The 20,101-nt window shown below is 70.6% G+C and carries 15 protein-coding genes and 2 pseudogenes; 11 read left to right on the top strand and 6 right to left on the bottom strand.

What is annotated here, in order from left to right:
- Window positions 1-453: an SCP2 sterol-binding domain-containing protein gene (locus K228_RS0109615; protein ID WP_025618253.1), complete on the bottom strand. Its 453-nt coding sequence runs from the start codon at window positions 451-453 to the stop codon at window positions 1-3.
- Window positions 454-520: 67 nt separating this feature from the next.
- Between K228_RS0109615 and K228_RS0109610 the strand changes: the two genes are divergently transcribed.
- Window positions 521-1,177: a TetR/AcrR family transcriptional regulator gene (locus K228_RS0109610; protein WP_245603438.1), complete on the top strand. Its 657-nt coding sequence runs from the start codon at window positions 521-523 to the stop codon at window positions 1,175-1,177.
- A gap of 93 nt (window positions 1,178-1,270) precedes the next feature.
- Here the strand turns inward: K228_RS0109610 and K228_RS0109605 are convergent, their stop codons facing one another.
- The 3 genes from K228_RS0109605 to K228_RS0109595 form a co-directional block, all read right to left on the bottom strand.
- Entirely contained in the window at window positions 1,271-1,888 is a 618-nt protein-coding gene (locus tag K228_RS0109605) for a DedA family protein (protein WP_025618251.1), read from the bottom strand.
- Between the two features lie 69 nt (window positions 1,889-1,957).
- On the bottom strand, window positions 1,958-2,851 hold the full coding sequence (locus K228_RS0109600) for a MaoC/PaaZ C-terminal domain-containing protein (RefSeq protein WP_025618250.1): 894 nt from the start codon (window positions 2,849-2,851) through the stop codon (window positions 1,958-1,960).
- Window positions 2,851-4,206, bottom strand: a complete 1,356-nt coding sequence (locus tag K228_RS0109595) for a 3-oxoacyl-ACP reductase (RefSeq protein ID WP_025618249.1) — start codon at window positions 4,204-4,206, stop codon at window positions 2,851-2,853. The genes K228_RS0109600 and K228_RS0109595 overlap by 1 nt, the downstream gene beginning before the upstream one ends.
- Before the next feature lie 54 nt (window positions 4,207-4,260).
- On the opposite strand from K228_RS0109595, the gene K228_RS0109590 reads away from it, so the two are divergent.
- From K228_RS0109590 to purB, 4 genes and pseudogenes are all read left to right on the top strand, one after another.
- Entirely contained in the window at window positions 4,261-5,553 is a 1,293-nt protein-coding gene (locus K228_RS0109590; protein ID WP_025618248.1) for an acetyl-CoA C-acetyltransferase, read from the top strand.
- A gap of 156 nt (window positions 5,554-5,709) precedes the next feature.
- Window positions 5,710-6,424 (top strand): annotated as a pseudogene (locus K228_RS0109585) (GntR family transcriptional regulator).
- Between the two features lie 201 nt (window positions 6,425-6,625).
- Window positions 6,626-8,343, top strand: a pseudogene (argS, locus tag K228_RS25465) (arginine--tRNA ligase).
- Between the two features lie 95 nt (window positions 8,344-8,438).
- On the top strand, window positions 8,439-9,863 hold the full coding sequence (purB, locus tag K228_RS0109575; RefSeq protein WP_025618247.1) for an adenylosuccinate lyase: 1,425 nt from the start codon (window positions 8,439-8,441) through the stop codon (window positions 9,861-9,863).
- A 56-nt stretch (window positions 9,864-9,919) separates the two neighbouring features.
- On the opposite strand, the gene K228_RS0109570 is transcribed toward purB, so the two are convergent.
- Complete coding sequence (locus K228_RS0109570; RefSeq protein ID WP_025618246.1) at window positions 9,920-10,486, bottom strand: YbjQ family protein; 567 nt, start codon at window positions 10,484-10,486, stop codon at window positions 9,920-9,922.
- Window positions 10,487-10,889: 403 nt separating this feature from the next.
- Here K228_RS0109570 and purS point away from each other — a divergent pair, with 403 nt between their 5' ends.
- From purS to purL, 3 genes are all read left to right on the top strand, one after another.
- Complete coding sequence (gene purS / locus K228_RS0109560; RefSeq protein ID WP_025618245.1) at window positions 10,890-11,153, top strand: phosphoribosylformylglycinamidine synthase subunit PurS; 264 nt, start codon at window positions 10,890-10,892, stop codon at window positions 11,151-11,153.
- The gene (gene purQ, locus K228_RS0109555; RefSeq protein WP_025618244.1) at window positions 11,150-11,830 is read left to right on the top strand and encodes a phosphoribosylformylglycinamidine synthase subunit PurQ; all 681 of its coding nucleotides are present in this window, start codon (window positions 11,150-11,152) and stop codon (window positions 11,828-11,830) included. Before purS ends, purQ begins: the two co-directional genes overlap by 4 nt.
- A 67-nt stretch (window positions 11,831-11,897) precedes the next feature.
- Entirely contained in the window at window positions 11,898-14,372 is a 2,475-nt protein-coding gene (gene purL, locus K228_RS0109550) for a phosphoribosylformylglycinamidine synthase subunit PurL (RefSeq protein ID WP_025618243.1), read from the top strand.
- Window positions 14,373-14,547: 175 nt separating this feature from the next.
- Here the strand turns inward: purL and K228_RS0109545 are convergent, their stop codons facing one another.
- On the bottom strand, window positions 14,548-16,650 hold the full coding sequence (locus tag K228_RS0109545; RefSeq protein ID WP_033776712.1) for a peptidase associated/transthyretin-like domain-containing protein: 2,103 nt from the start codon (window positions 16,648-16,650) through the stop codon (window positions 14,548-14,550).
- Between the two features lie 132 nt (window positions 16,651-16,782).
- Between K228_RS0109545 and K228_RS0109540 the strand changes: the two genes are divergently transcribed.
- From K228_RS0109540 to purM, 3 genes are all read left to right on the top strand, one after another.
- Complete coding sequence (locus K228_RS0109540) at window positions 16,783-17,136, top strand: sterol carrier family protein (protein WP_025618241.1); 354 nt, start codon at window positions 16,783-16,785, stop codon at window positions 17,134-17,136.
- A gap of 153 nt (window positions 17,137-17,289) precedes the next feature.
- A complete protein-coding gene (gene purF / locus K228_RS0109535) occupies window positions 17,290-18,870 on the top strand; it encodes an amidophosphoribosyltransferase (RefSeq protein WP_025618240.1) in 1,581 nt (526 codons plus the stop codon).
- Between the two features lie 61 nt (window positions 18,871-18,931).
- On the top strand, window positions 18,932-20,086 hold the full coding sequence (gene purM, locus K228_RS0109530; RefSeq protein ID WP_025618239.1) for a phosphoribosylformylglycinamidine cyclo-ligase: 1,155 nt from the start codon (window positions 18,932-18,934) through the stop codon (window positions 20,084-20,086).
- Window positions 20,087-20,101 lie beyond the last annotated feature (15 nt).

The raw sequence follows: 20,101 nt of genomic DNA, 5'->3' as shown, positions 1-20,101 counted from the left end.
TCAGGCCTTGGGAATGTCGAAGAGGTTCGCGATGTTGGCGGCCAACCCCAGATCGCCCTTGGCCTTCAACTTGCCGCTCATGAACATCATGACCGGGTTGGCGCCACCGGAGACGGTCTTGAGGAACTCCACCGGGCCCAGGGTGAGGCTCAGCTTCGGGTCGTGCTGGGAGGTCTGGTTGACGGTGCAGGCGCCGTCGGCGATGACCACCTCGTAGGTGTCGGTGCTGCCGCCGGGACCGCCGGTGATGTTCCAGTGGATGACCGTGTTGGTCGAGCCCGCCCGGTCGGCGCGGAACAGCTGCGGCATCCGGCCGAAGACCTCGTCGAGGACCTTGCCGCGGAGGTCGCCCGACATCACCTCGGCGATCTTGCCGTCGGGGGTGGACTTGACCAGCTGCGCGAACTCCTTGGGGCCGACGTTGGCGAACTTGGCCGGGTCGAAGTCAGTCATGGGGCGCACCTTCCGGAAATTGACTACTCGCGCGTAACCCTACGCACGAGTAGGTATGCTCGCAAGGGTGTCCAGTACCCCCACCTTCCGCCGTCTGCCCCGAGCCGTCCGCGAGCAACAGATGCTCGATGCCGCAGTAAAGGTCTTCTCCCGGCGGGGCTACCACGGGGCCAGCATGGATGAGATCGCCGACGACGCCGGCATCTCCAAACCGATGGTCTACGCGTATCTGGGCACCAAGGAGGAGCTCTTCGTCGCCTGCCTGCACCGCGAGGGCACCCGGATGATGCAGGCCATCGCCGACGTCGTCGCCCCCGACCTGTCAGCCGACGAGCGGCTCTGGCGGAGTCTGCAAGCTTTCCTCGGCTTCGTCGGCGCGCACCGCGACGGCTGGGCGGTGCTTTACCGGCAGGCCCGGGGCGAGCAGCCATTCGCCGGCGAGCTCACCGCCCTGCGGCTACGGATCGTCGAGGTCGTCGCCGGGATGCTCGAACACACCCTGCGCAGCGAGGGGCGCGAGGTGACCGAGACCGAGCTGGAGGTCGTCGCGTACGCCCTGGTCGGCGCGACCGAGTCAGTCGCCGACTGGCTGGTCGATCACCCGGAGGCGGACCCGGAGCAGACCGCGACCCGGATGATGAACGTCGCGTGGGTCGGCGCTGCCCAACTGCTCGCCGGGACCACCTGGCGCCCGCCCAACCGGCGGGGAGAAGCCCCCTCCTGACGCGCCCTCCGGGTCGCGGTCGGCACCGACGTGGCGGCAGCCCTGGTCACCGACGGGCGGCGGTCTCGGTCACCGAAGGGGTGGCGTACTTGATCACTGACGGGCGGCGGCCCGGCGGCGCGAGCGCCGGCGTAGCCGCCGGGTCAACTCCAGCAGGCCGGTCACCGCGACCGACAGGGTCAGGCCGGCGAGCACGCCAAGCAGCGGCTCCTGCTGGAACGCCAGCCCGCCGAAGTGGCCCAGCAGCACGCTGTACAACGCCCAACTCCCCGCGCCGATCGCGTCAAAGAGCAGGAACGACCGCAGTGGATAGCGCACCGCGCCCATCGTGAGGGTCACCGCCGTTCGTCCGCCGGGGAGGTAGCGGGCGGTGGTGAGGACAAATCCGCCCCGGCGATACAACGCCCGTCGGGCCCACTCCGAACTGGCTCTCCGCCGACTCTGCGCCGGCAATCTCGCCAGCCGCCGTGCGCCGCCGCCCCGTCCGATCACGTACGAGGCGTGGTCGCCGGCCAGTGCGCCGAGGGCGGCGACGGCCCAGATCCCCGCCAGCTCCGGTACGTCGCCGCTGACCAGCACCGCTGCGGTGATCACCGCCGTCTCGGCCGGCACCATCGGGACGACCGCGTCGACCGCGGTGAGCGCGAACAGCAGCAGATACACCACGGGTGAGGTGATCAGCTGCCGCAGCAGGTCGAGCGCGGACTCCATCTCCTCATGCTCGGGGTGCCGGTATGGAAAGGGGGCTCTTCTGCTACAAAAGGAAGGATGAGGGCGCCCTCACTGCTCCCGGAGCGTGCCGAGGAGGTGGGGGCGGCCCCGCAGGTCGCGCAGCGCGAAGTCGCCCGCCGAGGTGCTGCCGAAGGCGACGGTGCCGGGCAGCGGCACCGGCAGCTTGAACGCCACGTCAACGGTGTACGCATCCGGCAGCCGTGGCTCCAGCGCGGCCAGGCAGCGGGCCTTGCTCCACATACCGTGCGCGATCGGGCGCCGGAAGCCGAAGAGCCGCGCGCCGAGCCAAGAGGTGTGGATCGGGTTGTGGTCGCCGGAGACCCGGGCGTAGGCGGGCCCGAGCTGGCGCCCGACGCGCCAGTGTGCCCCGGCGCGCGGTGCCGGGGGCTGGTCACCCCGGTTGGCTCGTTCGCCACCGCCGGAGGTCTGTTCCCGGCCCAGGTAGGTGGAGACACCACGCCAGACCTCCGCCCCGCCGACGGCACCCACCAGAACCACGTCGATCTGCCGGCCCCGGTCGTGCGGGCGCAGGTTCGTCGCGTACGCGACGAAGTCGAGCGTCTCGGCGGCGTCGATCGGGCGGTGGACGGTGATCCGGTTGCCGACGTGGACCACGCCGGCGAGCGGGATCGGGAAGTCTGGCGCGGTCATCAGGCGCAGCGCCAGTGGGAAACCCAGGACGTGCGGGAACGTCGCCGGCAGTCGGTCGGTGAGCCGGAATCCACAGACCCGGTCGTAGTCGGCGAGACGCCCCCGGTCGACGGCGATTCCGGCCACCCCCAACTCGACCGCCGGGGGCTGCTCGGCCCGCCGGGACCCGGTCCCGGGCAGCGCGCCGAGCAGTGCCCGTCGGTAGAGCGCCCCGACCGCCGGCAGCGCTGCCAGCTGAACGCGGGACCGGGTGGTCTGCCCGGCGTCGGACGGCTCCTGCGGACCTCCCATCACGCCCCCAGCAGGCTCTGGCCGCAGACCCGGACCACGTTGCCGCTGACCGCGCCGCTGGCCGGCCAGGCCAGCCAGCTGATCGTCTCGGCGACATCCACCGGCAGGCCGCCCTGGGCGAGGCTGTTCATCCGCCGGCCGGCCTCGCGCAGCACCAGCGGGATCCGGGCGGTCAGTCGGGTCTCGATGAACCCGGGGGCGACCGCGTTGACGCTGATGCCGCGTTCGGCCAGGACCGGGGCGAGCGACTCGACCAGACCGATCACGCCGGCCTTGCTGGTGGCGTAGTTGGTCTGTCCCCGGTTGCCGGCGATCCCGGCGATCGAGGAGACCGCGACGATCCGACCCCCGGCCGGGATCAACTCGCGTTCCAGCAGGAGATCGTTGATCCGCTCCTGGCTTGAGAGGTTGACATCGATCACCTGGTCCCACCGGTCAACATCCATCCGGCCGAGGGTCCGGTCCCGGGTGATGCCCGCGTTGTGTACCACCACGTCAACCCGGCCGTGCCGGGCGGAGAGGTGATCGGCCAGCCGGGCCGGGGCGTCCGGGGCGGTGAGGTCGAGCTGCACGGCGGTGGCGCCGATGTCGTTGGCCACCTTGGCCAGCTCGTCACCGGCGGCCGGGATGTCCAGGGCGACCACCTCGGCGCCGTCTCGGGCCAGGACCCGGGCCAGCGCCGCGCCGATCCCCCGCGCCGCACCGGTGACCAGCACCACCTGGCCGTCCAGCGGGCGGTCCCAGTCCGCCGGGAGCGCGGCCTGCCCGGCACCGACCCGGATCATCTGACCGGAGACGTACGCGGAGCGCCCGGAGAGCAGGAAGCGGAGTGTGGCCTCGAGGCTGGTCGCGGTGCCGGGGTCGGCGGCGTCGGTCACATAGACCAGCTGGGCGGTGACACCCCGGCCGAACTCCTTGCCGATGCTGCGGGTCAACCCTTCGAGCGCCCGCTGCGCGGTGGCCTCCCGAGGCGTGGAGCATTCGGCGGGCGGGGTACCAAGTACGATCACCCGACCGCTGGGCAGCACCGAGCGGGCATGCGGGTGGAGACAGTCGTAGAGCTGGCGCAGCGCGGTCGAGTCGGTGATGCCGGTGGCGTCGTAGACGAGGGCGCCGAGCCGGGCCCCGGGAGCGATATCGGCCGGGTCGCGGAGTTCGACTCCGGCGGCGGTCAGGAGTTTGCCGATGCTGCCGGCGAGCCGGCCACCGGCGGCGGCACCGAGCAGGACGGATCCGGGGATGAGGGGGTCACCGCTCCGGTACCGGCGAAGTTGGGGCGGGTCGGGCAGCCCGAGGCGCTTGACCAGCCCCCGGCCGACCCCTGATTGGACGAAGCTCGCGTACCTGTCGGTCATAGGCGTAGCCTACTGGCGAGTAGGTTGAGAGCAACCCCAGAGGAGGCGGGAAACGTGCAGAACATCCGGCGGGTCGCGGTCATCGGCGGCAACCGCATCCCCTTTGCCCGCTCCAACTCGCGATACGCCGAGGCGTCCAACGCGGACCTGCTCGGCGCGGCCCTCGACGGGCTGGTCGCCCGTTACGGCCTGGCCGGCCAGCGGGTCGGCGAGGTGGTCGCGGGCGCCGTGCTGAAGCACTCCCGGGACTTCAACCTGACCCGCGAGGTGGTGCTCGGCTCGAAGCTCGACCCGCACACCCCCGCCTACGACATCCAGCAGGCCTGCGGCACCGGCCTGGAGGCCGCCATCCTGGTCGCCAACAAGATCGCTCTGGGGCAGCTCGAGGTCGGTATCGCCGGTGGCGTCGACACCACCTCGGACGCGCCGCTCGCCGTGAACGAGCAGATGCGGCGCACACTGCTCAAGTTGAACAGTGCCCGGACCCTCGGGGAGCGGGTGCGGACCGCCAGCCGGCTGCGCCCCTCACATCCGTTCCGGCCGGAGCTTCCCCGCAACGCCGAGCCCCGCACCGGCCTGTCCATGGGCGAGCACGCCGCCCGTACCGCCCTGCGTTGGCAGGTCGACCGGCAGGCGCAGGACGAGCTGGCGTTGCGGTCGCACCACCGGCTGGCCGCCGCGTACGAGCGGGGGTTCTTCGACGACCTGATGACGCCGTACCTCGGGCTCACCCGGGACCAGAACCTGCGGCCCGACACCAGCCTGGAGAAGCTCGGCAGCCTCCGCCCGGTCTTCGGCACGAAGGGCCCGGACGCCGAGCAGGCCACCATGACCGCCGGCAACTCGTCGCCGCTGACCGACGGCGCGTCGACCGTGCTGCTCGCCAGTGAAGAGTGGGCGCAGGCGCACAACCTGCCGGTGCAGGCGTGGTTCACCTGGTCACAGACGGCCGCCGTGGACTTCGTACCCGGCGAGGAGGGGCTGCTGATGGCCCCCGCGTACGCGGTGCCCCAGCTGCTGGCCCGTGCCGGGCTGACGCTCCAGGACTTCGACTTCTACGAGATCCACGAGGCGTTCGCCGCGCAGGTGCTGGCCACCCTGGCCGCCTGGGAGTCGCCGGAGTTCTGCCAGGACCGACTCGGCCTGGACGCCCCGCTCGGAGCGATCGACCCGGAGCGGATCAACGTCAACGGTTCGTCGCTGGCCGCCGGGCACCCGTTCGCCGCGACCGGCGGCCGGATCGTGGCGACCCTGGCCAAGCTGCTCGACGAGCGCGGCGGCGGCCGAGGGCTCATCTCGATCTGCGCCGCGGGCGGGCAGGGCGTAACGGCCATCCTGGAACGCTGACCGCGCCCGCCAACCGTGCGAGGCCGTCCGACTTCTCGCTGAGGTGGGCTATCGTCCCAAGCAGGTACGGGAGGATATCGACGCGCAGCTCTCGAGCCAGATGGACGGTGCCTCCGGTACGAGCTGGCGATTGACTGACGGAGCGGAGCAGCGGACATGGCGAGTGGATCCGACAGCCGTCCCCGTCATGAGCAGGTCGCGGCAGACTTGCGATCCCGCATCATGTCCGGCGAGTTGCCCGCCGGGGTCAGCGCTGCCGTCGATCCCGACGCTCGTGCAGCAGTACTCCGCTGCCACCGCGACAGTCCAGCGTGCCCTCGGTGCGCTGAATGCGGAGGGCTCTGTTTACAGCGAGGTGGGTAAGGGCGTCTACGTCCGACCGAGGCGACCGCTGGTGGTGGCGGCGTCGGCTTACCTCGCTCCCACCTCCGACGGGTACGCCTACCGGCTCCGCTCGGTGGCAGAGGTGGTGCCGCCAGCCGAGGTGGCGCGGGAACTGGGGATCGGTGCGGGCGAACGAGCGGTCCTACGGCATCGGCTGCTCATGTGTGGTGACGAGCCGGTCGAGCTGTCCTGGTCGTACTACCCGGCGGCCATCGCCAGCGGTACGGAGCTCGCCGAGCGGCGCAAGATCCCGGGTGGTGCCCCGCGGGTGCTGGCGGATCTGGGGTACCCGCAGCGGCAGACGCGGGACCGGGTTTGCGCGCGGATGCCCACGACGGAGGAGGTCGAAGCGCTTGACCTGCCGCCGTACGTACCGGTGCTCCGCCAGCTACGGGTGATCCGATCGGTCGACGCCAGACCGGTCGAGGTGTCGATCCTCATCAAGGGCAGCCACCGGCACGAGCTGCACTACGACCAGCGGGGGTAGTCCCGGGCCCAACTTCCGGGCACATCGCGGGCGGAAACCGGTCGATGGTGCGCCCGGAGTTTCGGTAGGTTTCGGCCCGTGTCCAGCATCGAACTCCGGCGAACCGTCCTCGACCGCCTGAGTTGACCCTTCGTGTCCGGCGGATCGAGCCGCCGGACACCCTGGTCGTCGATCCGCTCCCCTGAGATTGGCGTACCTTTCATGAATCTTGAGAAGTTGCTGGCGGACCGGCTGGCACCGGCGTTCTCGGCGGTGGCCGGGGCACCGGTCGACCCGGTTCTGCGGCGGTCGCAGCACGCCGACTACCAGTGCGACGCCGCCCTCTCCCTGGCGCGTCGGCTTGGTCGCCCGCCCCGGGACATCGCGGCCGAGGTGCTGGGCCAGGTGGAGTTGGCGGACCTCTGCTCAGCGGTGGCGGTGTCCGGTCCCGGTTTCATCAATCTGACGGTCGTCGACTCGGCACTCGGCACGCTGCTGTCGACCGCGGCCGCCGACACCCGGCTCGGGGTCGCGCCCAACGCCGCCACCGAGACGGTGGTTGTCGACTATTCGTCCCCGAACGTGGCCAAAGAGATGCACGTCGGGCACCTGCGGGGGACCGTGATCGGTGACGCCGCCGTACGGCTGCTCGAATGGCGCGGGCACCACGTGATCAAGGCCAACCACCTGGGTGACTGGGGCACCCCCTTCGGGATGCTCATCGAGCACCTGCTCGACCTGGGTGAGTCGGAGGCTGCCGACGAGTTGTCCGTCGGGGATCTGGACTCGTTCTACAAGGCGGCCCGGGCCAAGTTCGACGCCGACGGCGCGTTCCGGAGCGGGCCCGGCGGCGGGTGGTCGCCCTGCAGCGCGGGGACGAGCTGACGCTGCGGTTGTGGCGGCTGCTCGTCGCCGAGTCGGAGAAGTACTTCCTCACCGTCTACGACCAACTCGGCGTCCTCCTGACCGAGCAGGACTTCTGCGGGGAGAGTTACTACAACGACCGGCTCGCCCCGGTGACCGACGAGCTGGACCGGCTCGGCCTGCTGCAGGAGAGCGGCGACGCCGCCTGCGTCTTTCCGGCCGGCTTCACCGGCCGTGACGGGCAGCCGCTACCGATCATTGTGCGGAAGCGGGACGGCGGCTACGGCTACGGCGCCACCGACTTGGCGGCGATCCGCCACCGCACCCAGGATCTCGGCGCGACCCGGTTGCTCTACGTTGTCGGCCTGCCGCAGCGTCAGCACTTCGAGCTGGTGTACGCGGTCGCGCGGCAGGCCGGCTGGCTGAGCCCACCGGCGCGGGCCGAGCATCTCGGCTTCGGCTCGATCCTCGGCTCGGACGGCCGGATGCTGCGCAGCCGGACCGGTGACTCGGTCAAACTTGTCGGGCTGCTCGAGGAGGCCGTGACCCGGGCCGCCGAGTTGGCCCGGCAGAAGAACCCCGACCTCTCCGCGACGGAGGTCGCTGACGTCGCCCGCGCGGTCGGCATCGGTGCCATCAAGTACGCCGACCTGTCCACCGACCGGAACAAGGACTACGTCCTCGACTGGCAGCGGATGCTCTCCCTCGACGGCAACACCGCCCCGTACGTGCAGTACGCCCACGCCCGGATCCGGTCCATCTTTCGCCGGGCCGGGATCGAGCAGTTCACCCCCGCCCCGATCACGGTCCGGCACCCGGCCGAACACGCCCTCGCCCTCGAACTGGCGGGTTTCGGAACCGTGGTGGCCGGCGTCGAGCAGACCCTGCAGTTCCACCGGCTCGCCGGCTACCTGCACACCCTCGCCACCACCTTCAGCGGCTTCTACGAAGCCTGCCCGGTACTGCGGGCCGAGGACGCGGTGCGCGACAGCCGGCTCGCCCTCTGCGATCTCACCGCCCGGGTCCTCCGGCAGGGCCTGTACCTACTCGGCATCGCCACCCCCGACCGGATGTAGCGCCCGGGCGCACCGGTGCGGGCCGCGCGCCCGGATCGCGTGGTCCGCGGCGGCCCGGCCGGGAGTGCTGCGCCCGGGTACCGGAGAATAGGGCCGTGACGACGATCCCGAACGTGCTCGCCAACCGGTACGCCTCCCCCGAGCTGGTCGCCCTCTGGTCCCCGGAGGAGAAGATTCGGATGGAGCGGCGGCTCTGGCTGGCCGTGCTCACCGCCCAGCGGGATCTCGGCGTGGACGTGCCGGACGGGGTGGTCGAGGCGTACCAGCGGGTGCTCGACCAGGTCGACCTGGCCTCGATCGCGCAGCGGGAGCGGGTCACCCGACACGACGTGAAGGCGCGGATCGAGGAGTTCAGCGCGCTTGCCGGGCACGAGCACGTGCACAAGGGCATGACCTCCCGGGATCTGACCGAGAATGTCGAGCAGCTTCAGGTGCGGGCCTCCCTGGAGCTGATCCGGGACCGGGTGGTCGCCACCCTGGCTCGGCTGTCCCAGCTCGCCGTCGAGCACTCCGGCCTGGTGCTGACGGGGCGCTCGCACAACGTGGCGGCGCAGGCAACCACGTTGGGCAAGCGGTTCGCGTCGGCGGCGGAGGAGCTGTTGATCGCGTACGAGCGGCTGGACGACCTGATCGGGCGGTACCCGCTGCGGGGGATCAAGGGCCCGGTCGGCACCGCCGCGGACCAGCTCGACCTGCTCGACGGGGACGCCGGCAAGCTGGCCGAGTTGGAGCGACGGGTGGCGAAGCACCTCGGGTTCGGTCGGGTGCTGGACAGCGTCGGGCAGGTCTACCCGCGTTCGCTCGACTTCGACGTGCTCTCGGCGTTGTCCCAGGTGGCGGCCGGGCCGTCGTCGTTGGCCACCACGATCCGGTTGATGGTCGGCCAGGAGCTGGCCACCGAGGGCTTCCAGCCGGGCCAGGTCGGCTCCAGTGCGATGCCGCATAAGATGAACACCCGGTCGTCGGAGCGGGTGAACGGCTTCGCGGTGATCCTCCGGGGTTACCTGTCGATGGTCGGTGAGCTCGCCGGTGACCAGTGGAACGAGGGGGATGTCTCCTGCTCGGTGGTGCGTCGGGTGGCGCTGCCGGACGCCTTCTTCGCCGCTGACGGGCTGTTCCAGACGTTCCTCACCGTGCTGGACGACTTCGGTGCGTACCCGGCGGTGGTCAACCGGGAGTTGGAGCGGTTCCTGCCGTTCCTGGCCACCACCAAGATCCTGGTCGCGGCGGTACGGCGGGGTGTCGGCCGGGAGGTCGCCCACGAGGTGATCAAGGAGCACGCCGTGGCGGTCGCGCTGGCGATGCGCGAGAAGGGCACCACCGAGAACGACCTTTTCGACCGGCTCGCCGCCGACGACCGGCTGAACCTGACCCGGGCCGACATCGCCGAGCTGGTGGCCGACCGTACGGCCTTCGTCGGTGCCGCCCCCGCCCAGGTCCAGGCGGTGGTGCAGCGAGTCGCGGCGGTGCTCGACCGCCACCCCCGGGCCGCCGCGTACGGCCCGCCGCCGATCCTCTGATCGCCGCCCCCGCCCTGGGCCACCGGCGTCGGTCCCCGAGGGGCGGGACGCGGTGGTCAGGGTTCGGGGGTGGGGGTCTCGGCCGCGCTCCGCAGGTCGGGTGCGGTGGCCGGCTCGCCGATGCCGCTGGGCTCGGGCGTGATCGTCGGCTCGTGTGCGGTCTCCGCCGCCACCAGGGGCTGGTCGGGGGGCATGACGTCGGGGACCCGGGGTACCACGATCACCGCTGTGCCGTAGGCGCAGATCTCCATCCACATCTCGCCGCAGTCCCGGCTGTCGAACCGCATCCCGATCACCGCGTTCGCGCCGAGCCGGCGGGCCTCCTCGCCGAGGCGGGCCACCGAGTCGGCCCGCCAGCGGGTGAGGTTGTCCGGCGCCATCGGGTCGTAGGCGCCGCCCCGGAGGTTCTTTACGCCCTCGCGGTACGGGTTACGGGTCCTGGCCATCGAGGAGACCACCTCGCCGAGGATCTGGCGGACCTCATAACCGGGTAGTTGATCCGTCGTCACGACCAGCACGGTTCTGATGCTGTCAGTCGGCGCTGGGGTTGAACGTGGGCCTTGTTCACCTGATCGGATGGTGAAAAACAGCGCGGCGCGGACGGTCGGCGCTTGGTCGACCACCTGCGCCGTGGTGGCGTTAACCGTCAGACACCGGAAATCGAGGCGATCCAGGAACGGTTGTCCGTGACCCCGCCGCGGATCCGGAGGCTGATGCTGCTGACGACGCCGACCTGCTGGTTGGTGGGACTCCCGTGACGGTTTCCGGGATTTGCATTGAAGGGTTTAGATTGGTTCGGTCGTATCACCCCGCGGGTAGCTCCCGGTACTGCGCGGTAGGTGGCAACGAAATCGCATCGAGAGCACAACGGAAAGGCATCGGTCTTGGTGTCCCGCCTTAACTGCGCCCGGAGATCGCCCAAACCGCGTGCGGCCGGTGCGGCCCGCGCGATATCTGCCAGGTAGGCTGGCTGCGCTCGCCCCTAGTGGGTCGGCACCCAACTGCGTACACAGTCAGGAGTGCCCAGTGCCTCGCGTCGTCGTCGACGTCATGCTCAAACCTGAGATCCTCGATCCGCAGGGACAGGCCGTCGCTAACGCGCTGCCCCGGCTCGGCGTCACCGACGTCGCCTCGGTCCGGATCGGCCGACGGATCGAGATCGAGTTCGCCGGGGAGCCAGATCTGAATCAGACCCGGGAAATCGCCGACAAGCTGCTCGCCAACCCGGTCATCGAGGATTTCACCATCCGCCTGGCCGAGGATGGCGAGACCGTGGACGCCCAACCGTGACCGCCCGAGTAGGCGTGGTCACGTTCCCCGGTTCGCTTGACGACGGGGACGCCGCCCGGGCCGTCCGGCTCGCCGGCGCCGAGCCGGTCCGTCTCTGGCACGCCGACCCGCAGCTGCACGGGGTGGACGCTGTCGTCCTGCCCGGCGGCTTCTCGCACGGCGACTATCTGCGCTGCGGCGCCATCGCCCGGTTCGCCGCGGTGATGGAGACGATCGTGGACGCGGCCCGAGCGGGTCTGCCGGTGCTCGGCATCTGCAACGGCTTCCAGATCCTCTGCGAGGCCCACCTGCTGCCCGGTGCGCTGACCCGGAACCAGCACCTGCACTTCCGCAACCGGGACCAGGTCCTGCGCATCGAGTCGGCCGGCACCGCCTGGACCAACGCGTTCCAGCCCGGCCAGGAGGTGCTGATCCCGGTCAAGAACGGCGAAGGCTGCTACGTCGCGGACGACGCGACGCTGGACCAGCTCGAAGCCGAGGGCCGGGTGGTCGCCCGCTACGTGGGCAACCCGAACGGATCCCAGCGGGACATCGCCGCGATCACCAACTCCGCCGGAAACGTCGTCGGCATCATGCCGCACCCGGAGCATGCGGTGGAGGAGCTCACCGGCCCCTCCCTGGACGGCCTCGGCTTCTTCACCTCGGCGCTCAAGCACCTGGTGGAGACCGCGGCGTGACCGCAGGCGGCATCATCGGTCGGCTCACCCGCCCGACGGGCGGCCCGCTGCGTAACAAGGAGAGGTCATGACCACCCAGGACCCGGCCCGGGACACCTCAGCCGCCGCAGTAGCCGGACCGACGGCCGCGCCTGACCGAGGCGCCGCCGTCACCGGCTGGGCCGGGGGCGTGGACACCGTCCCCCACGCTGGCGACAGCCCGGACGAGCTTCAGCCCTACGCCGACCTCGGTCTCCGGGACGACGAGTACCAGCGGATCCGGCAGGTGCTTGACCGGCGGCCCACCCAGGCCGAGCTGGCCATGTACTCGATCATGTGGAGTGAGCACTGCTCCTACAAGTCGAGCAAGGTGCACCTGCGCCAGTTCGGGGAGAAGGCCCCGGCCAGCGACCGGATGCTCGCCGGTATCGGTGAGAACGCGGGTGTGGTGCGGGTCTCCGACGAGCTCGCGGTGACCTTCAAGGTCGAGTCGCACAACCACCCGAGCTTCGTCGAGCCCTACCAGGGCGCGGCGACCGGCGTCGGCGGCATCGTCCGGGACATCCTCGCCATGGGTGCGCGTCCGGTCGCGGTGATGGACCCGCTGCGCTTCGGCGCGGCCGACCACCCCGACACCGCTCGCGTGCTACCCGGCGTGGTCGCCGGGGTCGGCGGCTACGGCAACCGCCTCGGCCTGCCGAACATCGGCGGCGAGGTCGTCTTCGACCCCTGCTACCAGGGCAACCCGCTGGTCAATGCCCTCTGCGTCGGGGTGCTGCCGATCGACCGACTCCAGAACAAGGCCGCCGCCGGCGACGGAAACGTCGTGGTGCTGATGGGCGCCAAGACCGGCCGGGACGGCATCGGCGGCGTGTCGGTGCTGGCCAGCGCCACCTTCGACGAGGGCAGCGAGCAGCGCCGCCCCTCGGTGCAGGTGGGTGACCCGTTCATCGAGAAGCTGCTCATCGAGGCCTGCCTGGAGCTCTACGACGAGCAGCTCGTCGTCGGCATCCAGGACCTCGGCGGCGCCGGGCTGACCTGTGCCCTCGCCGAGACCGCCGCCGCCGCGGGTACCGGCATGCGGGTCTGGCTCGAGCGGGTCCCACTGCGGGAAGCCTCGATGGAGCCGCACGAGATCCTCGCCAGCGAGTCCCAGGAGCGGATGCTGCTGGTGGTCGAGCCGGAGAAGCTGGAGGCGGTGCTCAAGACCGCCGAGAAGTGGGGCGTGCTCGCCACCGCGATCGGTGAGGTCACCCCACCGGCAGCGGACGGGCAGCCGGGCCGCCTGGTCGTCACCTGGCGGGACCATCTGGTCGTTGACGTCCCGCCGGGTTCGCTGGCCGACGACGGTCCGGTGTACCACCGGCCGATGCGGGAGCCGGCCGACCTGATCCTGCTCCAGGCCGACCGAGCAGAGACCCTGCCCCGGCCGAGTGACCCGGAGGCCCTGCGGGAGACGGTCCTGCGGATGATCGCCTCGCCGAACCTCGCGGACAAGACCTGGGTCACCGAGCAGTACGACCGGTACGTGCTGGGCAACACCGTGCTCGCCCAGCCCGAGGACTCCGGTGTGATCCGGATCGACGAGCGCAGTGGTATCGGCATCGCGCTCTCCGTCGACGGCAACGGCCGGTACGCGCGCCTCGACCCGTACCACGGTGCCAAGCTCGCGCTGGCCGAGGCGTACCGGAACGTGGCGGTGAGCGGCGCCAAGCCGATCGCCGTCACCGACTGCCTCAACTTTGGCTCGCCGGAGGACCCGGGCGTGATGTGGCAGTTCGCCGAGGCCGTCCGGGGCATCGCCGACGGCTGCCGCGAGCTGGGCATCCCGGTGACCGGGGGTAACGTCAGCTTCTACAATCAGACCGGTGCGGCAGCCATCCATCCGACCCCGGTGGTGGGTGTCCTCGGTGTGCTGGACGACGTGGCCGACCGGGTCCCGATGGGCTTTGTCCCGCGCGACGACGGACACGACCAGATCTACCTGCTCGGTGAGACGCACGTGGAGTTGTCCGGCTCGGAGTGGGCGTGGGCTACCCACAAACACCTCGGCGGCGTACCTCCCCGGGTGGACCTCGACCGCGAGCGGGCGATCGCCGACCTGATGGCGGTGGCAGCCCGGGGCGGGCACCTCAGCTCCGCGCACGATCTCTCCGACGGCGGTCTGGCGCAGGGCCTGGTCGAGTCCTGCCTGCGCCGGGGGGTCGGTGCCCAGGTCACTCTGCCGGAGCAGTTCACCGACGGCTCGATGCCGTTCGTCTTCCTGTTCAGCGAGTCCGCTGGCCGGGTGTTGGTCTCGGTGCCGCGCGGGCACGAGAAGGCGTTCACTGGGCTGGCCGCCGAGCAGGGCGTGCCGTGCGAGCGGATCGGCGTCACCGATCCGGCGGGTGGTGCGCTGGAGTTGCACGGGCAGTTCCGGCTCAGCCTGGCGGAGTTGCGTGCGGCGCACAGCGCCACCCTGCCCCGCCTCTTCGGCGGAGCGGAACTCGCCACCTCGCCGGTCGAGACGGCGACGCCCGCCAGCTCCGAGCCGCAGCCTGGGGGACCGAGCGAACCGGCGTGACCGCCGCCGTGCCGGCCCCACCCGGTTCCGGCACCCGATCCGAGTAAGGGCGATCCGGCCCGGCTGAGCTCAGCCGGGCCGGATCTCTTTTTGTTGCCGGGATCCGCAGATCCGCAAACCCAAGGACAAACGGTTGAGGGCCACCCGAAGCCGGGTGGCCCTCAACCGTCTGTTGTCAGTCGTCCAGCCAGTCCAGCCGGCGACCGGCCCGGTCCGGCGGGGGAGCGTCGGACCGGGCCCGACCGGCCTGCGTCGGGTCCCCGTAGCCACCACCGTAGCCGCCCTGGCCATACCCACGGTCGTCGTAGCCGCCGTACTGGGCGGGTGTTTCCTGGCCGTAGCCGCCGTACTGGGCGGGTGCTTCCTGGTTGTAGCCGTCGTAGCCGCCGCGTTGGGTTGGCAGTTCCTGGCCGTAGCCGCCCTGCTGGGCGGGTGTTTCCTGGCCGTAGCCGCCGTACTGGGCGGGTGTTTCCTGGTTGTAGCCGTCGTAGCCGCCGCGTTGGGTTGGCAGTTCCTGGCCGTAGCCGCCCTGCTGGGCGGGTGTTTCCTGGCCGTAGCCGCCGTACTGGGCGGGTGTTTCCTGGTTGTAGCCGTCGTAGCCGCCGCGTTGGGTTGGCAGTTCCTGGCCGTAGCCGCCCTGCTGGGCGGGTGTTTCCTGGCCGTAGCCGCCGTACTGGGCGGGTGTTTCCTGGCCGTAGCCGCCCTGCTGGGCGTAGCCGTAGCCGCCGTAGCCACCGCCCTGTTGGTCGTAGCCGCCGGCCGGCTCGGCGCCGTGTCCGTACCCGGGCTCGGCCTGGCCGTAGCCGGCACCCTGCTGGTACCTCCCGGTGGGGTACGGGTCGGCCGGGGCCGGGTACTGCGTGGCGTCCGCCTGGTAGCGGCCGGTCGCCTCGTCGTACCGCTCGTCGTAGCCGCCGTAGGACCCGCCGGAGGTGGGCGGGTAGCCGGTTCCCGCCGGCGAGGACATGCCGTAGTCGCTGGCGCCGTAGCCGCCACCGGAGGCGGGGGAGTTGGCGCCGTAGCCGCTGTCGGCCCAACTGGACTGGCCGGCGGACGCGCCGTAGGGCTGCGGCGGAGCGCCGTAGGGGTCCGGTGGGACGTCGTCAACCACCGGGTGGTGCATCATCGTGGGTGCCTCGGAGAGGGACGGATCCCCGCCGACCAACGTCGGTGCCGCCGCGGTCGGATTCACGATCCGCGTCTGGTCGTCGGCGCCGCCGTAGCCACCGTGGGCGACCGGGACGGCGCCCGTGGCCGCGCCGGAGGGCTGGCCGCCCGCCTCGTCCTCGTCGTCGTTCTCCTTGCGGCGGAGCCACAGCAGCACCATGGTGCCGACGCCGGCTGCGACGAGGAGGCCACCGAGCAGGATGACGAGCAGGGAGCCGGTGCCGCCGGACTCCTCCGGGCTGGCGTCCGCGACGGGGGCATCCACGATGGCCTCGACCGGCTCCTCGGTCACCTCATCCACCCCGACGGTCGGGGCCGGCTCGATACTTGATGTGGGGGTGGGACTCGGGGTTGGCTCTTTGATCTCCAGTGAGATTCGCTGGCCGGAGATGCTCTGCCCGGCGGAGGCATTCAGCGTCTTGGTGGCGTTGGTGCCGTCGTGGCTTGCGCCGATGGCGAGCTTCCCGGGGGCGATCGGGTTCTGGGTGCTGCCGGTGAACCGGAAGTTGCCACCGTTGTCGGTGATGGTGTCGAACCGGTTGTTATCGGAGTCCTTGAGGATGACCTGGGCTCCCGGCACCGCGCTGCCGGTGCTCTTGTTGACCACCTCGCCGGAGACCGACTTCACCGTCTGCACCTCGGGGGCCTGGGTCGGGCTGGGCTGCGGCTCTGGCTCCGGCTTGCCCACCAGAGTGACCTTGACGGTCCCGTTGTGCCCACCGCCGTCGGTTTCGTTCGCGGTGACGGTAATTGTCGCCTTTCCGTCGGCCGCGTCGTCCGCCAGTCGGAAGGTGGCCTCGTAGTCCGCGCTCTGATCGACGTTGCCATGGCTGCAATCGCTGACGCAGGCGAGCTTGCCGTTGTCGGATGACACCCCCACGTTGACAGTCGTGCCTTCCGAGACCTCCACCGAGTAGCGGACCGTCACGCTCCCGCCCGCCTCGACCCGGCTCGGTGAGGCCGAGATGTTGCTGACCTTGGGGGCGGCGGAGGCCGGGGTGGCGGGGGCGGTGAGCAGGGCGCCGACCAGCAACGCCACGACCACACCGGCCCGCTGCTTCCAGGCACGTCGGTGTGTTGACACGTCCACCGCCTTCCACTGGAGTCCCACGTGGCCGGCGTTCGCCGGGCCGGGGATCATCACGGTACGAATACGCCGTGGGCTACTATGCCTTGTCCAGTCGGATCGGCGCGACCCAGGGCCGGTGTGAGAGCATCCGCGCGCGCGCCGTATCGTCCCGCTGTGGCCCCTTCATACGCTAGGACGCCTGCCGTCCAGGCAGCGCTGTCGGCGCTTGATGAGGGGTCTACCCCCGATCGTCCGGTGCTCCGGGCGGCGGTCCGTGCCCTGTTGACTGTGCTCGCGGAGCGGGTACCCGGTCGATCGGTGGAGGTGCGGGTCCCACCCTACGGCGCGGTGCAGTGCGTCCCGGGCCCCCGGCACACCCGGGGCACCCCGGCGAACGTGGTCGAGACCGACCCGGAGACCTGGTTACGGGTCGCGACGGGACGGGTCCCCTGGGCGGAAGCGGTCGCTGAGGGCCGCGTACGGGTCAGTGGGGTGCGGGCGGACCTGGCCGCGTACCTGCCGCTTTAGCCGGCGGCAGCGGTCGGGCATTACAGGATGCAGTGATTTCGTGACTTTCTGTGTAGGTGGGGGTTCGCGTACACTGTCAGCGACGACAAGCGGTCCCGGCCGGGGAGCGGATCCCATGATTCGCCTGGCCAGTCCAGCAAGAGGGAGCGGCAGGTGCCCCGAGGCGATGGCCGGTTGAGCCACGACCTTGACCCCCAGCGTCCCGGCCCCCAGGACGCCTGTGGCGTCTTCGGGGTCTGGGCCCCCGGCGAGGAGGTCGCCAATCTGACCTACTTCGGGCTGTACGCGTTGCAGCACCGGGGGCAGGAGGCGGCTGGCATTGCAGTCAGTGACGGCACGGGCGTGGTGGTCTACAAGGACCTGGGCCTGGTAGCCCAGGTCTTCGACGAGCCGACTCTGGCCAGTCTGCGCGGGCATGTGGCGATCGGCCACGCGCGCTACTCGACTACCGGCGCCTCCACCTGGGAGAACGCCCAACCGACCATCCGCTCCACCGCCTCTGGCACGACGATCGCCTTGGCCCACAACGGCAACCTGGTCAACGCAGCCGAGCTGCAGCGGGAGGCCGGCGAGCTGGCGTTGGCCGGCGACGGGGCCACCAACGACACCTCGCTGGTGACCATGCTGCTGGCCAGCCGGCCCGACCTCTCGGTGGAGGCCGCTGCGCTGGAGGTGTTGCCGCAGCTGCGGGGAGCGTTCAGCTTCGTCTTCATGGACGAGTCGACGCTCTACGCGGCCCGTGACCAGCATGGGGTCCGTCCGCTGGTGTTGGGCCGGCTGGAGCGCGGTTGGGTGGTGGCCAGTGAGACAGCCGCGCTCGACATCGTCGGTGCCAGCGTGGTCCGCGAGGTCGAGCCGGGTGAGCTGATCGCTATCGACGAGGACGGGCTGCGCTCTGCCCGCTTCGCCGCACCGGAGCCGAAGGGCTGCCTCTTCGAATACGTCTACATCGCCCGTCCGGACGCCACGATCGCCGGCCGGAACGTGCACGCGGGTCGCGTACAGATCGGCCGTCAGCTTGCGCGGGAGCACCCGGTAGAGGCCGATCTGGTGATCCCCGTGCCCGAATCGGGCACTCCCGCCGCGATCGGCTACGCGGCGGAGTCCGGCATTACCTTCGGGGCCGGTCTGATGAAGAATCCGTACGTCGGACGGACCTTCATCCAGCCGTCGCAGACGCTGCGTCAGCTCGGTATTCGGCTCAAGCTCAACCCGCTGCGGGAGAACGTACGAGGTAAGCGGCTGGTCGTCGTGGACGACTCCATCGTCCGCGGCAACACCCAACGGGCCATTGTGCGAATGCTTCGCGAGGCCGGCGCGTTGGAGGTACACGTTCGGATCTCCTCACCGCCGGTCGCCTGGCCATGCTTCTACGGCATCGACTTCGCGACCCGCGCCGAACTGCTCGCCAACGGCCTGGACAACGAGGGTATCCGGCGGTCGATCGGCGCCGACACGCTCGGCTACGTGTCGCTCAGCGGTCTGATCGCGGCCACCGAGCAACCGAAGAGCCGGCTCTGCCGGGCGTGCTTCGACGGCGAGTATCCAATCGAACTGCCCGCTGACAGCTTGATCGGCAAGCACGTGCTCGAGGGGGTCGGTCGGCGGGTCGCCGCCGAATCCTCCGAACCGCACGCCACTCCGTTCGTCGCCGCCCACAGCGGTTACGAGGCGTTCAGCTCGGCGCGGGTGCCGCGCCCCGACCCGGAAGAGCCGAAAAACCACATCCGGTAGCACCACCCGGGTGCGGTCCGGTCATCGCCGGTTCGCACCAGGACCATCTAAGGGGAGAACCGTGACGCACGTGTCCGAGCGCAGCGGCGCAGGAAGCAGCCAGACCGGTGCCGGCGGCGACCGCCAGCCCTGGACCACCGCCACCGGGCGCCCGGTGCGCAAACGCTCGGCCTCGTACCTGGATGCCGGTGTCTCGATCGAGGCGGGCGACCGCGCGGTCGAGCTGCTCAAGTCGAAGGTGAAGCAGACTCGACGGCCGGAGGTGATGGGCGATCTGGGTGGCTTCGCCGGCCTGTTCCGGCTGGATACGAAGAAGTACCAGAACCCGATCCTGGCCTCCTCCACCGACGGCGTCGGCACGAAGCTGGTGATCGCACAACAGCTCGACATTCACGACACGGTCGGCATCGACCTGGTCGCCATGGTCGTGGACGACCTGGTGGCGTGCGGTGCCGAGCCACTGTTCCTGCTCGACTACATCGCTACCGGGGAGGTTGTCCCGGACCGGGTCGCCGAAATCGGCGCTGGTATCGCCGATGGCTGCCGGTACGCCGGTTGTGCCCTGCTGGGTGGGGAGACCGCCGAACACCCTGGTGTCCTCCGCCCGGACGAGTACGACATCTCGGCCACCGGCGTGGGGGTGGTGGAGGAGAGCGGAATCCTCAGCTCCGAGCGGGTCGAGGTCGGCGACGTAGTGATCGCGATGCGCGCCTCCGGCCTGCACTCGAACGGATTCTCTCTGGTCCGGCACGTGCTGCTCGGTGCCGGGCGGATGCGGCTGGACGTGGTCATCGAGGACTTCGGCCGGCAACGCACCCTCGGCGAGGAGCTGCTGACCCCCACCAAGATCTATGCCCAGGACTGCCTGAAGCTGATCGCCGAGGCGGAGGTCCGGGTGTTCGCCCACGTGACCGGGGGCGGTATCCCGGGGAACCTGGTCCGGGTCCTGCCGGAGCACGTGGACGCGGTGGTCGACCGTGCTACCTGGAAGCCACAGCCGATCTTCGACCTGGTGCAGTCCAAGGGACGGATCGAGGCTCCGGAGATGGAGGCGACGTTCAACATGGGCGTCGGCATGTTCGCGATCGTCTCCGCCGAGGATGCCGACCGCGCACTGGCCACCCTCACCGGCCGCGGCGTGGATGCGTGGCAGGCCGGCGAGATTGTCGAAGGCACCGGCAACGTTCAGATGGTCGGGCAGCACACCCGTGGCTGATCACTGGGTGCCCGG

The organism is Salinispora cortesiana, from assembly GCF_000484695.1.
Taxonomy (GTDB): Bacteria; Actinomycetota; Actinomycetes; order Mycobacteriales; family Micromonosporaceae; genus Micromonospora; species Micromonospora cortesiana.
Note: the sequence above shows the minus strand (reverse complement) of the source record. Positions and strands in the feature narration are given on the sequence as shown.